The sequence below is a fragment of the Pseudoalteromonas piscicida genome (assembly GCF_002744175.1).
In the GTDB taxonomy this organism is placed as follows: Bacteria; Pseudomonadota; Gammaproteobacteria; order Enterobacterales; family Alteromonadaceae; genus Pseudoalteromonas; species Pseudoalteromonas piscicida_B.
Genome location: NZ_NKHF01000096.1, coordinates 43,466 through 59,392, shown reverse-complemented (window position 1 = coordinate 59,392; position 15,927 = coordinate 43,466). Strand labels below are relative to the sequence as shown.

General features: G+C 47.9%; 1 protein-coding gene (running past one end of the window). It reads left to right on the top strand.

Features of this window, described 5'->3' with window-relative positions; all coding sequences use genetic code 11:
* Positions 1–10 precede the first annotated feature (10 nt).
* Positions 11–15,927 carry the 5' portion of a non-ribosomal peptide synthetase gene (locus CEX98_RS19120; protein ID WP_099643598.1) on the top strand. It continues 5,245 nt past the right edge of the window, so only the first 15,917 of its 21,162 coding nucleotides appear in the window; the start codon lies at positions 11–13; the stop codon falls past the right edge of the window.

The window sequence follows — 15,927 nt, the reverse complement described above, 5'->3', positions numbered from 1 at the left end:
GAATACAAAAATGAACAATAATTCTAAGACTTCAATGCAATTATCGACAGCAGCGCGCTGGTTCGAAAGTCAAGCGAAACGTGGGTTTCGCTCAGCGATACCGGCCTCAGAAAATATACAGCATTCGGCAAATCAGGAGCATACGCATTATGTAGCCGATGTTTCAAGCTTACTAAGTGCAACTGAAGCATCCGCCAGCAGTACTTTGCTCACCGCGTTTATCGCTTATTTAGCAAGACTTACCCTGCATTCTGAGCAAGTGCTTGCAGTAGAGACTGCGCCTCTATCGCAGCAAATAGCGTTGTTCAATATTGACCTTACGTCAGACTTTTCTCAGGCAATTAGAGAATGTGAGACCACTTTAGCCTCTGCTGCGCCCGTATCAAATGAAGCGCTTAGCCAGCTGGCGCTGCAACATGAACTAGAAAGTCATGCCGGTTGCGCTGCATTTACACAACTTGGATTTGCCAGTTGCAGCCAAAGCGCTGAAGTCAACTTGTCACAAATGGCGATATTATTATGTTTGCGCCATACCGAATCTGGATATAGCTGTGAGATGTCATTTGCAACAGCACTTTACAGTGAAGCGATTGCTCATAGTCTATTTAGCGGCTTTTTAGGTTTTTTAGAGGCTGCAACCTCAACGCCGCAAGCGCCATTAAACACCTTAGCCCTAGTTGGAGAGCAAGCAGAAACATTGCTAGAGCTTGGACAGCCAAACTACCAGGCAAAAGCTGAGATCAGCGACTTAGTTAGTGTCTTTCGGGCAAGAGTCGCGGCTCATCCGCAGCAAATAGCAGTACGAGAGGAAGCGCTTCACCTTACCTATGAGCAGTTGGACAAGCGCAGTGAACAATTGGCGCACATCTTACAGGGGCTTGGTGTTTCTAGTGGAGATACCGTAGCGGTGGCGCTACCACGTTCAGCCGCACTGGTTGAGACGTGCTTGGCAATCGTTAAACTGGGCGCCGCCTACGTACCGATTGCGTTAAATACTCCCATAGAGCGCCTGACTTTATTGCATGAACAGTGTCAATTTGCCGCGCTTGTATGCGGGGAAAGCTTTACCCTGCGAGTGCCCGACGTTGCGGTGATAAACCTTGATAAAACAGCGTTAAGTGAAGCGGCTATTGAACCTGTGATAAGTGAGTTGGACCCGAGTACTCGAGCTTGTATTTTGTATACTTCGGGCTCTACGGGGAAGCCAAAAGGTGTGATATTAAAGCACGGAGGCCTCAATCGTATCGCACTCAACTTAGACCATGTTGATACCGACCAAAGCAGTGTGGTTGCCTTTTGTAATAATACCGCATTTGACGCCTGTAGCTTTGAGATGTGGCTGGCGCTATTAAATGGGGCATCGTTGGCCGTTATTTCACAAGAGCAGGTTCAAGATCCAAGGCGTTTTGGTAATGCACTTACTCAGCATGGTGTCACGCATAGCTTTTTAACCGTAGCGCTGGTGAATTTGTATGTGCAAGTTGATCCGAGCATCTTATGTGGTCTCGAGGCTTTGTGGTTCGGTGGTGAAGTGATCCCTGTCGAAACCTGTCGTCGCCTATTACAACATTCATTTTCAGGGAAACTAATTGCCTGCTACGGACCCACAGAAAACTCGGTGTTTTCTACCACGCATCTGCTTGATGAGTTAGCGCTGGAGCAAAACTCGGTTGCATTGGGACGCGCCTGTGCCTATTCCAATCATTATGTACTGGATCCTCAGGGGCAGCTACTTCCACTTGGTGTCACCGGCGAACTTTACTTAGCGGGTGATGGATTAGCGGAAGGGTATCTAGCCGCACCAACATTAACAGAACAAGCATTCGTGAGTGATCCATTTAACTTAGGTACTATGTATCGCTCTGGTGACTTGGTGTGGATGGATGAACATGCCGTACTGCACTTTGTTGGACGTGCTGACAACCAAGTAAAAATCCGGGGACATCGTATTGAACCAGAGGAAGTACAGGTGCAACTCGGTCAACACCCTGATATTGCCCAAAGTCATGTTCGTGTTATGACGCGCAATGGCCAAAAGTACCTAGCCGCATTTATATGTTTTACCAATACAACGACATTGTCGGCGGAGCGCCGAGCCGAGCTGTTATCTTGGCTTGCTGAGCGTCTTCCACCATACATGTTACCTTCTAGTATTACTCAAGTTTCTGGCTTTACTTTAAATGCCAACGGCAAGATTGATAAAGCAGCTTTGCCTGAGCCGAGCGCAGCTGATCGTGGCGAGCAATCTGAATACATCGCCCCACAAGGTGAGTTAGAAGCTGCGATGGCGACGTTATGGCAAACCGTGCTCGAGGTGAAGGCAGGCAGAACCGACAACTTTTATCACTTGGGTGGTGATTCCATCGCGGCAATGAAGCTTGTTCATCATGCTTATTTACACGGCTTTGAATTAGACCCAGCTTGTATTAGCAGACACCCAAGATTACATGAAATGGCCGTACATCTGCAGCCATTGCGTGACGTCGAGCTTCAAGCCGCTTGTGCTACCGATAAAAAGCTCGCATCAGCGGCGCAGCAGCGGATGTACTTTATGCAGCAATTAGACCCTCATAGTGTTGCCTATAACCTAGGAGTAACATTAACGAGCCAGACACCCATTGATGCAAAACGGTTAGCTGTCGCGGTAAACGAGTTAATTCATCAACATGAAGTGCTGACACAAGGCTTTGCTTATGATGGTAAATTATGGCGCGAAACACGTCGTTTTGATGGCGTAACAGAGCATGCCTGTACTAGCGAACAAGACGTAAATACACAGCTGCACTTACTTAATCAGCAGGTGTATGACTTAAACACAGATTGTCTCTTTAGGGTTGCTTTGTTAACTCATAATAATAGTGCCACGTTATATATTGGTGCACACCACAGCATCGTGGATGGCTGGTCACTAGATATTATTTTACGGACACTACATAGCCTTTATCATGGTGTTGAACACAACGAAGAAGCCCGCGCTTTTGACGACTATTGCCAACTAGAGCAGCAATGGTTAACCAGTGAGCAGGCCGAGTTGAGTACCGACTTTTGGTCTCAATACTTAGCTGAGCATAACCCTAGCAGTGCATTGCCGTTTGATTTTGCGAAAAAAGCGGATCATAAAGCGCGTGCAGCTGTGCATAAACAAGTGATCAGTAACGATATTAATCTGCGGGTATCTGAGCTGGCTAAGCGCTGGCAGCTAACGCCATTTAACGTTTTCCTCAGTGCTTTTTATGCGCAACTAGGCTATCAAAATGGTGAAAGGCAGCTTACTTTAGGTACTGCTGTTGCAGGTCGTGAGTGGGGCGGGTTTGCTGATACTGTGGGCATGTTCGTCAACACGCTAGCACTAAACTTCAGTGTTGATCTTAGCAATAGTTTTCAAGCAATCTGCAAACAAGTTGGCACCGAAAATCAGCAAGCATTTGCACAGCAACAGCTACCCTATGAGCGAGTGCAGCATAGCATTAGCGGCAGTGAAAGCCTGTTTAACGTGATGTTTGATATGCAAAACGCAATCACTTGGGGCGGCAACAGTGAAGCGAACTGGTCTAGCGCGCGAATGCGTGTTGATGACCCCCAGTTTGATTTGACGGTCACTTTAGAGTCTCAGCATGACGGTCTTAACATTATTTGTGAGTATGATGCGGGCCTCTATCAAGAAGCCACGATTGTGCGCTTTATTTCCGCTTATCGTGAGCTAATCGGCAAAGCATGCGAACATCCAGAGCAACCCCTATACGAGCTAATGGCGCTTACTAGCCAAGAGCAGCAGCTTGTAGATAACTATGCATCGGTTCGAGCTAATTCGTATCCCCATCAGCACTATCTCGACGCCTTTGACGCCAGTGTAGCTGAGTTTGCTGATGCTATCGCGGTTCAAGACAGTCATACAACACTGACTTACGCTCAGCTCGACCAACAGGCTTGCGCATTAGCTAGGGCTTTAGTTGAGGCTGGAGTGAAGCTAGAGCAACCCGTTGCGGTCCATCTAGCGCGCGGTCATAAAGTGCTGGTGGCAATGTTAGCCATTGCTAAAGCCGGTGGCAGTTATTTACCATTTGATATGCGCTTACCTGCGCAGCGGATCCGCAGTCTCATCGAAGATCAGAGCATAGAGTTTGTGATCAGCGACAGTGAAGGTCCGTTTACTGGCGTCACTGTTGTGGGTTCGGACGCAGTTGGCTGTGACACGATAGAGTTAACACAGATCCCACGCTTTGCCGCTCAATTGGCGTACACGCTATTTACTTCTGGCACCACGGGCAAACCAAAAGGGGCAATGACAACCCATCAAGGTATGGTGAACCACAATTATGCATTGCTTGACGAACTGTCATTCTCAACCTCTGACTGTTTTGTGCAAACGGCTGCATTATCTTTTGACATTAGCGTGTGGCAGCATTTAGCACCATTAATGTGCGGTGCTCGGGTGGCTATTTTAAGCGACCAAGAAGTGCTCGACCCTTTGTTATTCTTGCAAGCGCTAGCACATTATAACGCGAGTGTGTTGCAGGTGGTGCCTGCGCAGTTGCAACAACTTATAGATCAAGCAGCGCAATTGGCACATGACCCGCTTGCTGCCTTACGCATTTTGATCCCAACCGGAGAAGCGCTGCCTCCAAGTCTTGCGAGAACTTGGTTTGATAATTATTCCATTCCAATGTTTAACGCATACGGCCCCGCAGAATGTAGTGATGATGTGACGTTGCATCATTTATCTGTAGCGCCGCCTGCTCATCAAAGCGTTTTACCTATAGGGAAGCCCATTACTGAGTGTGGTGTATATCTTTTAGATGAAGCACTGCAGCCGGTACCTGTTGGCGCTATTGGTGAAATTTGTATTGCCGGAGAAGTGGTACTTGGACGCGGTTATTTGAATGCTCCAGCACTGACCGCCAATGCTTTTGTGGCAAACCCGTTTGGCGCGCCTGGCAGCAGAATGTATAAAACCGGTGATTTAGGCCGCTTTAATTTTGCAGGCGAATTGGAGTTTGTTGGTCGTCGCGACTTCCAGATTAAGATCCGTGGTATGCGGATTGAAATTGGTGAGATTGAGTCTGTGATGGAAATGGCACCCAACACAGCTCGTTGTATCGTATGTGCTGAACAAGGGCTCTTATTAGCATATCTGGAAAGTGAATTAAGCGTCGATACACTGCGCCTACATGCACAGGAGCAACTGCCAGAGCATATGGTGCCGAGCTACTTTGTGGTGATGGATAATCTGCCTGTGACTGCCAACGGCAAAGTAGACAGAAAAGCACTCCCAACATTGGCACAAGTTAGAACAATGGAAGTGGGTGAGTCACCTTGCGGGGAAGTTGAGCAGTATTTGGCAAAGCAATACGCGCAACTGCTTGATTTAGAAGTAAGCCAAGTGTACCGCGATGCGCATTTCTTCCGCTTGGGTGGACACTCACTGCTGGCGATGAAGCTAATTTCTGCCTTACGTAAGCACTATTCACTCAACGAAAAAGCAACCGTTAAGGCGATTTTTGATTATCCTAACTTAAGCGAACTGGCCACGTTTGTTGCCCAATCGACTATTGCACCGGGAGAGGTACTGGCCCAAGTAACGCTTGCCGATAACCAGCATTTTGCATTAACACAAACGCAGCAGCAAATGTTGTGGTTTGAGAAACTGCAGCCGGGCACCGCGCTTTATAATATGCCTAATGCTTGGCAAATTCATGGCGAGCTAGAGAGTGCCAAACTAGAGGCTGCGGTGACGTTTTTACAGCGCAAACACCCGATGTTGCGCGCACGTATTGATGAGGCCCATAACCTACAGTTTATCTCCGAACACATTCAACCACTGACTGTGACTCAAGTGCCCAAAACCACCTCTATGTCGCAAGCAGTTAAGGTGATAGCCAAGCAGCCATTTGATCTGTCAGCTGGCTTGTTCGAGCCCATTTTACTTTGCTGGCCAAGTGGTGAGCAGGTATTAGTATTTAACATGCATCATTTGATCTCGGATGCTTGGTCAAGCCAAGTGATGTTGGCGGATTTGATGGCGTTTTACAGCAATCAATCAGTGCAAGACACAAGTACCTATCATTACGCTGATTTAGTGAATTGGCAGCAGCAAGCGAGTTATCAGCAAGAGGTTAAAGAAGCGGTATCTTGGTGGTGCGACTACTTACATGATGCACCGCATGTGTCGGCGTTACCCACGGCGCAAAAGCGTCCACCGCAACGTACGTTCCAAGGCCAAACGTGGAGTTTTAGTCTGTCTTCTGAGGCATCTAGCGCGGTTGCTGAGTTGGCGCAGGATGCTGAAGTTAGCTTATTTACCTTATTGCTAAGCTGTTATACGGCTTATATGTCGCTGTTGACGGGGGCTGAACAATTAATAACTGGGGTGCCTGTTGCAGGCCGTGACCGCACTGAATTTGATGAGGTAGTTGGCTTGTTTGTGAATACGCTGCCATTCAAAGCCCAGTGCCAGCCTGAGCTCAGTTTTACAGCATACTTGGCAAAAACACAGCAACAATGGTTAGAGATACTTGCGCATCAACAAGCCCCACTGGAAGCTATTATTGATGGTTTGGGTGTTGAGCGAAGCGCGGGTATTAACCCACTTGTGCAGCTGATGTTCAACTTTGAACAAGGTGGCGCATCGCAAACTTTTGGTGGATTGACTTGCACTGAAATAGTCACAGATCACGATACCGCCAAATTCGATTGTCTGTTATCGATGTCTTATGATGGTCAGCTGTGTCGGGGGAGCTTTGAGCTTCCTAGCGATCTTTACCATGACGCTCAAGCACAGGCACTTGTTAAGGGCTTTGCTTATTTTGTTGAGCAAGTGGTTCAAGATGCAGACAAACCATTAGCGGCGATACCCCTTATTGATACGGCGCAGCAACAGCAAGTGCTTGAGCTTGGTCAGTCTTTGGTATCTCCTCAGCATACTTCAAGCGATCTTATCAGCAGTTTTATGTCCAGCGCCGCCGCGTATCCACAGCGAATTGCCGTGCGTGAAGGAGATAAAACTCTAAGTTATCAAGCGCTTGATCGAGTGACTAACCAATTAGCTCATTACTTGATTGAAAGTGGGGTTCAGGCGGGAGGTCATGTTGCTATTGTTATGCCTCGTTCAATGGATTGGATCCTTGCAGCAGTAGCCATAATCAAAACAGGTGCGGCTTATGTGCCTATTGATCCGCGCTGGCCGCAAGAGCGCATTCACTTTGTTTTACAACAGGCCAATATCAATATTGCATTTGCTGAGCAGTCGTTGTCTGAGCAAGTCTCGTCACTTTCTTTGCCCACTTTGCTTCCTCAGTTAAGTGACTATGCAATCACAGCGCCAATTAAGAGCGTAACTGCCGACAGTGTTGCCAATATTATTTATACCTCAGGGTCAACGGGTCAACCTAAAGGGGTTTTGACGCCACACCGTGGGATCACCAGGCTGGTACTGAACCCAGCAGAAGGTGGGTTAGATTCACACTGTGTGGTCAGTTTTATGAATAACCCAGCGTTTGATGGCGCGACATTTGAAATTTGGTCGGCGCTGCTAAGCGGCGGTTGCTTGGCTGTGGTGACAGAGCAGCAAGTGCTTGCGCCAACTGAATTTGCCAAAGTGGTTGAACAAACGGGAATTAACTATGGCTTTATGACCGTTGCGTTATTCAATCAATATGTGAAAACCGATCCGCGTATGCTACACAGCTATCGACGTCTTTGGATTGGCGGTGAAGCGGTGTCTTCTCCGAGCTGTAAGGCACTGCTTGAAAGTGGTTTTAATGGCAAATTGTGTAATGGTTATGGCCCTACGGAAAATACGATTTTCTCAGTAACCTGTGAGATCACCTTAGCGATGGTGCAAGGGACAGATGTGCCACTTGGGCATGCTTGTGCTTGGGGTAGTCACCTTATACTAAACGCCGCAGGACAATTAGTGCCATTGGGCACGCCGGGTGAGCTATGTTTAGCCGGTGAAGGATTGGCGCACGGTTATCTTGCTCGTCCTGAACTAACGGCTCAAGCATTTATTCAAAACCCTTATGGTGAAGGGAACTTGTATCGCTCAGGAGATCAGGTGTATATGGCAGCTGATGGCACTATACATTTCCTTGGGCGCATCGATAATCAGGTTAAGATCCGTGGTCATCGAATAGAACCTGAAGAGCTAAAAAATCAGTTAGATCAGCACCCTGACATTGAAAATAGCGTTGTCGTTGTGAAACAACGCGGTGAGCTGGCGTATTTGGCTGCGTATATCAAAGTAGCACCTCAAGCGCAGATAAACCGTGGATCAGTGCTAACTTGGCTGAAATCCCGTGTCGCCCATTATTTGCTTCCATCTACTGTTACTCTAGTTGAGCAATTTACGCTTACGCACAATGGCAAAGTTGACGCGCGGGCCTTACCTGAGCCAACTGAAGCTGATTGGGGCAAAGTGATAGATGACATGCCACTGACCCAACAGCAGCAAAAACTAGCCACCATTTGGCATAAACTATTAAAGGTGACACCCACCGCAAAAGACAACTTCTTTGCGCTTGGTGGTAACTCTATTTTGCTGATGCAATTGGTCAGTGAAGTGAAAATGGCATTAGCAACAGACCTAAGCATTGCTGAGTTGTTTATGGCGCAAACGCTCGAAGAGCAAGCCGAGTTACTTACGCAAGCTGAACGGTCTCAAGTCGCTGCAATATCCACACCTGAATCATTCTCACAAGCAAGTCCTGCACAAACTCGTATGTATTTTATGCAGCAGTTGGAGCCCACAAGTACGGCTTACAACATCAATCTTGTGGCTGAATGTGCAGCGCTTGACGCGAAGCAACTACAGCAAGCCTTGATAGTGCTGAGCGATATGCATCCGGTGCTATGTCAACGGTTTGAAGAGCAAGCGGGTGTGATCCAACGCATTGCAGGAAACCCATGCCAGCTTGAAGTGGTTGAGCTTGATAGTGATGATCAACATGAGGTCGAGCGATATGCAGCGCAATGTGTTAACAAAGCCTTTGATTTGGCCTGCGACTGTCCTTTACGTGTTACGTTAATCAACAGCCAATCTCGACACTTTATAGCGTTGAGTGCACACCACATTGCCTTGGATGGATGGTCACTAAACAAGTTATTCAACGATTTAGCTGTAGCGTATGAAGGTGGTGAACTTGCTGTAGCAGAACCATTTGCATTGGATTATAACGACTATTGCTATCAACAAACGAACTGGATGCAAAGCGCCGAAGCACAAGCGCAACGCGCCTTTTGGCAAGCATATTTAGAGCAAGCCAATGAAGGGGTTAGCTTACCGGTTGACCACCAAAAGCGTCCGGAGAGTAACCCTGTCGCTGCTTATTATGATATTAATCTGGAAGCGAGTGTCGTGGCTCAAATTGAGCAACTGGCTAGTCGATATGCTGTTACACCATTTAACCTGTATTTGTGTGCCTTTAGTTTGGCGCTCAGCCATGCAAGCGGTGAGCGAGATTTGGTGATTGGCACCGTATCAGCTGGTCGCACGCAAAGTGGCTTTGAGCAAACATTAGGGATGTTCGTCAATACGCTTTCTTATCGGCAACGTTACTCACCACAAATGCGCTTTGTTGACCTTATCAAGCAATCGGGTCATGAATTTGGTGCCATGATGGCAAACCAAATGTTGCCTTATGATGAGGTAATGAGTGCGCTCTCTCGTGGCGGACAGTCACCGCTATTTAATGTGATGTTCGATCTGCAAAATAGTTTCTCAAGTGATTCTCTTCAGTTAGCTGGACAGCCACTGACATTACTCGATTTGCCTGCGGATCAGCCACAATTTGACATGACTGTGGTGCTTGAGTCGTTACCGCAAGGTACACGTTTGCGCTTTGAATATGACGCTACCTTATACGAACCCGAAACCATCGCCCGATTTGCACACAAGTACCTAACGCTATTGCAGCAAGCGAGTGCTAAGCCAGAACAGGTGATTGCAGAATTTGAGCTACTTGATCAAGGCGACAACAGCATTTGGCACGACTTTGCAACGTTGCCCGCGACTCAACATCGTAATGCACATTACTTGGATGTCTTCGATGAAGTCGTCGCACAATATGGCGATAAAATTGCTGTTGATGATGGCCAGCGTAGCCTGACCTACCGAGAGCTAAACAACGAAGCCAATCGACTGGCTGGTGTGTTATTACAACAAGGTGCTGTGGCGGATCATCCGATTGCAGTTCACCTCACTCGTAGTTGCCATGTGATGATTGCGATGTTGGCAATATTTAAAGCTGGTGGATGTTATCTACCGCTGGATACGCGTTTACCAACCGAGCGAATTCGCATGTTGTTAGACGAGCATCATATAAAACAAGTGATCACAGATAGAGCTGGCCCATTTGATGACGTTTGTGTGGTACACCCAAATGACCGAGCGACGCAACACGTTGATCTTAGTGCTGTAGTGCGACATCCAGAGCAGCTTGCCTATGTGTTATTCACCTCAGGTACAACGGGCAAACCTAAAGGGGCGATGACCACCCATCAGGGCATGGTAAACCATAATTGGGCGGCGCTAGATACCCTTAAATTTAGCGCTGTCGATACCTTTGCACAGACCGCAGCATTGTCGTTTGATATCAGTGTTTGGCAGTACCTAGGCGCATTGATGAAAGGGGGCTGCGTGGCAATTTTCAGTGATGAAACTGTGCTTGATCCATTGCTGTTTTTACAGGCCCTAACACGTCATCAAGTATCGGTATTACAAACAGTGCCAGTTCAGCTTCAGCAACTGATGGACGAAGTTGCTGCAGGCGCCTATGACAGCTTAGGTGATTTGCGCCATCTTATTCCTACCGGTGAAGCACTGCCGCCAGAAATGGCAAGAAGGTGGTTTAAGCGTTATCCCCATATTCCAATGATGAATGCCTATGGCCCTGCGGAATGTAGTGATGATGTGACGTTGCATGTGATGAAAGAAACACCGGCAGCGTTCTACGCGCAACTTCCTATTGGCAAGCCCGTGTATCAGTCGGCCATCTATTTACTCGATGCCGATCTGCTACCTGTTCCGCAAGGCGCGGTAGGGGAGATCTGTGTTGCAGGTGAGGTGGTATTAGGTCGAGGCTATTTAAATGCACCATCATTAACCGCCAATGCATTTGTTGCCAATCCATTTGGAGAACCGGGCAGCCGACTCTATAAAACAGGAGATTTAGGACGCTATAACCATCTTGGCGAGCTTGAGTTCCTGGGGCGCCGCGACTTCCAGATTAAGATCCGAGGAATGCGGATTGAGATGGGCGAAATTGAATCTGTGATGGAACAAGCTCCAGAGACAAAACGTTGTGTCGTCAGTGTCGAAAACGGGGTACTCATTGCTTATTTAGAAAGCCGCGCTGAATTGGCTGAATTAAAACGTCATGCTGCCGCTTGGTTACCGGACTTTATGGTGCCAACCCATTATATCTTGATGGCTCAGATCCCTGTTACTGCCAACGGTAAAGTGGATCGCAAATCTCTCCCCAATTTAGCGGAGGCGGGAATTGACGAGCGTGGTGAAGCGCCGCAACCAGGACTGGAGTCTGAACTTGCGGCGCATATGGCGACCTTACTAAAAATTGATGTCGATCGGATCGGTAGGCAGTCTGACTTCTTCCAATTAGGAGGACACTCACTACTTGCAATGCGCCTGATCTCAACATTACGCCGTGCATTGGAGGTAGGTAATGCGCTTACCGTTAAAGACCTATTTGAACAGCCCAGTCCACAGGCATTGGCACAATATATCACTCAATTACAGCCCGAGGCGCGTACGCAGATCAGTCATCATGAACTCATGCCACTGCAGCATTTCCCACTCAGTGCGATACAACAGCAAATGGTGTGGTTTGAGACCTTACAGCCGGGCACGCCACTGTACAATATGCCAACGTTGTGGCGCGTGCATGGACACTTGGATGAGGCACAGCTCAACCTCGCGATGGAGCAGTTGCAGCAGCAACATCCGATGTTAAGAGCAAGGGTGCAACTGGCACAGCAACAACAGTATATCAGCGATGATATTCAAGCACTTGAACTTAAAACATTTGATACCGATGCGGCACTCATGGCTTGGTGTCGCGAGCGAGCGGAACAAAGCTTTGACTTTGCTGCTAGTTTGTTTGCACCTTACTTGTTGCGTTCAAAGCAAGGTGAGCAAGTGCTGATGCTGATGATGCACCATGTGATCACGGATGCATGGTCCAGCCAGTTACTACTTGATGACTTACGGGGGCTGTTAAGCGGTGAAGCCGTGCAAAACCCAAACGCAATCACCTTCAGTGATGTTGTCCACTGGCAAATGAGTGATAGTTATCAGCAACAGCTTGCCGAGCAGCTCAATTGGTGGCAAGAAACGCTGGGTGATGCGACAACGGTGCTAAGCTTGCCAACCCCACATCGCCGTCCACAACAGCGCTCGTTTGTTGGCTATAGTATTGCATTTACTTTGGATGATGCTACTAGCCTTGGGTTAAGTAAGCTCGCCCAGCAGCAAGATGCATCATTATTTATGGTCTTGTTAGCTGCATATAATGCCTATTTATCGCGTTTAACTGGGCAACAAGATCTGATAGTTGGAGTGCCTGTTTCTGGTCGTGAACATTCAGAACTTGAACGGGTAGTTGGGTTATTTGTTAACACGTTACCTCTGCGTAGTCAGTGTCAGCATCAAGCTGCGTTCACAGACTATCTTGCCCAGATCAAATCGCAGTGGTTAGGAGTGCTTGCACATCAAGATGTGCCATTTGAACATTTAGTAGACGCGCTTGAGCAAGAGCGGATCGCTGGTGTTAACCCCTTAGTACAGACTTTGTTTACGCTTGACCAACAAGGAGGGGGAGCTGAGCTAGAGACGGTGCAATTTTCCGAGCTTGAAATGAGTCATGACACCGCTAAATTCGATCTCTTACTCGCGATGGCTGAACGTGAAGGACAGGTGTTTGGTGAATTTGAATTTGCACTGGATGTCTTCCCTAAAGCGCTAGGCGACCAATTAGTTAATGGCTTTATCCATTTTGTTGGAGAGCTTGTTTTAGCGCAATCGGCACCCATTGCATCACTTTCTTTGGTGTCCGCAGCGCAAGCTGAGCAATTAATGGCGCTGGGGCAAGCCGATTTTGAGGCGCAGGCTGAACCTAGTGATCTCGTCTCTGGTTTTGCGCATGTGGTTGCCGAGCACGGCGAGCGCATAGCGGTAAAACAACAAGATAGCGCACTGAGTTACCGACAATTAGACGAGCAGGCTAACCAGCTGGCCCACTATCTTATTGAGCAAGGTGTACAACAAAATACGCTGGTTGCAATCGCGATGTCTCGCTCGGTAGACTGGATTATCAATGCCTTGGCTATCATCAAAGCTGGCGCAGGTTATGTGCCGTTAGACCCAGCTTGGCCGCAAGAGCGAATAGATTTTGTGGCCGAGCAAGCAGCAATGCAGTTGGTATTTGTTGATAAGCACAGTAAAGCAACGCTCAGTAGTAACCAGTTAACCTCAATTGATAGTAGGGACTTAGCGCTCACTCATTATTCTACCCTTGCGCCGTTTAAGAGTGTCTCACCAGAGACCGTTGCCCATGTTATTTATACCTCAGGCTCTACCGGAAAGCCGAAAGGCGTGATCACTCCTCATCGTGGGATCAGCCGCTTGGTGCTTAACCCAGAGCAAGGTGAGTTAACCCAAAATAATGTGGTTAGCTTTATGAATAACCCTGCTTTTGATGGCGCAAGCTTCGAAATTTGGTCTGCGCTCCTAAGTGGCGCATGTTTAGCCGTGATCTCCCATTCGCAAGTATTGTCGCCCGCTGACTTTGGGCAGGCTTTAGCGGATTATGGCGTTGACTATGGCTTTATGACGGTGGCATTGTTTAATCAATATGTGCAAACCGACCCGACAATATTACATCACTATCGGGTACTTTGGACTGGCGGTGAAGTGATCCCAATCCGCTATTGCCGTGACTTACTAGCTAGTGGCTATCAGGGGCAATTGTGTAGTGCCTATGGACCGACAGAGAATACGATTTTCTCAACCACATTTGCGCTGACACCAAGTGTTCTTGCTGGTCAAGATGTGCCACTTGGCCGTGCCTGTGCTTGGAGTTATCACTTAGTAATGGATGACCACGGTAGCCTGTTACCATTGGGTGTACCTGGTGAGCTTTATCTCGGTGGGGCTGGTGTCGCCCACGGCTACTTAAACCGTCCAGACTTAACTGAGCAGGCGTTTGTTTTCACCCCATACAGTGAAGAAAAACTCTATCGTTCTGGAGATAGAGTGAGTCAAGATAGCGATGGTGTACTGCACTTTATTGGTCGTACTGATAATCAGGTGAAAATTCGTGGTCACCGCATCGAACCTGAAGAACTGCAAGTTCGGGTGAACCAACATGACGCCGTAGAGCTTAGCTATGTTCAAGTTCGTCAAGACGAAGAGCAGGTTTATTTAGCCGCTTATGTGCAGCTAAAACCAGGTCATGCGTTAACTCGCCAATCTCTTCAGCAGTGGCTCACAGATAAAGTGGCGCACTATTTGTTGCCGTCGACGATTACCTTTGTTGAGCGCTTTAAGTTGAATGCAAACGGCAAGATAGACAGCAAAGTATTGCCAACGCCAAGTGCAGAAGATTGGGGACAATTAGCAAGTAGCGGTGCCTTGAAAGGTCAAGCTGCACAGCTTGCTGATATCTGGCAAGAGCTTTTAGGTAAACAGCCCTCGCTACAAGATAGTTTCTTTACCTTAGGTGGTAACTCGTTACTTGCTATGCAGCTTGTAAACCGAGTAAAAGATGAATTTGATATCGAACTGCCCATTGCTGAAGTGTTCCTAAAACAGCGGTTAGGGGATCAGCTAGCGCTGCTACAACAAGCTCAAAACGATGGCGCGGCAGGGCAACAAGAACGCATCCAAGCCGCTGCTATTGACGCGATACACCCCTTATCGTTTGCTCAAGAAAGACTGTGGTTCTTACACGATATGGAACCAGAAAGCTTAGCGTACCACCTCCCTCTTGCTTACCGAATGCGCGGTAAGGTAAGGCTAGACGCATTAAGTAAAGCCATTGAATTGGTTGCTAATCGTCATGTGGTGCTAAAAAGCCGTGTTGTTTTAGATAATGAGCAAGCCTACCAGCAAGCCGATCCCAGCGCCAAAGTGCCTTTTAATCTGCACTACTGCGCTGAGGATGAGCTTGAAGCTATGATGGCTAAGGTATCCGCGATGCCATTTGATTTACGCCAAGGACCAGTATTTCGTGCTGATGTCTTTATGCTAGATAGCGAGGATGTAGCACTACTTATCAATGTACATCACGCCATGGCGGATGGCTGGTCTTTGGCCATTATTGCTGATGAATTACGACAGGCCTATCGTGCTTATTGTGACCAGCAAACACCAGAGTTGCCGGTACTAAGCTGTCAGTATGGTGATTTTGCTCAGTGGCAAAGATCACATTTTGATGATCATGCGTTTACCGCACAACTGGATTACTGGCGTGATACATTGGCCGATGCTCCCGATCTGCAATTATATACCGACAGACCTCGCACGCAGACCCGCAGTGAAGCTGGAGCGACGTATAGCTGCTTATTGCCGCAATCGCTGGTGACAACATTGAATAGCTATGAACGCCAAGGTTATTCCGGCTTTATGGTGATGATGGCGACCTTTGCCACTGTGTTAAGACGTTATTCCGGCCAAGACGACATTGTTATTGGTACTCCAGTGGCGGGCCGAGCGACGACGCAACTTGAGCAATTAGTGGGTTTCTTCGTCAATATGCTGCCACTGCGGTTGCAATTCGATGCGCAGCAGAGCTTCGAGCAACTGCTGGTTCTTGTACAACGTCAATTGGCAGCGGCGATGGCGAATCAACAAGTTCCATTTGAGCGCATTGTGCAAGAGGTCGTAAAGGTTAGAGATACTAGCCGCACGCCTGT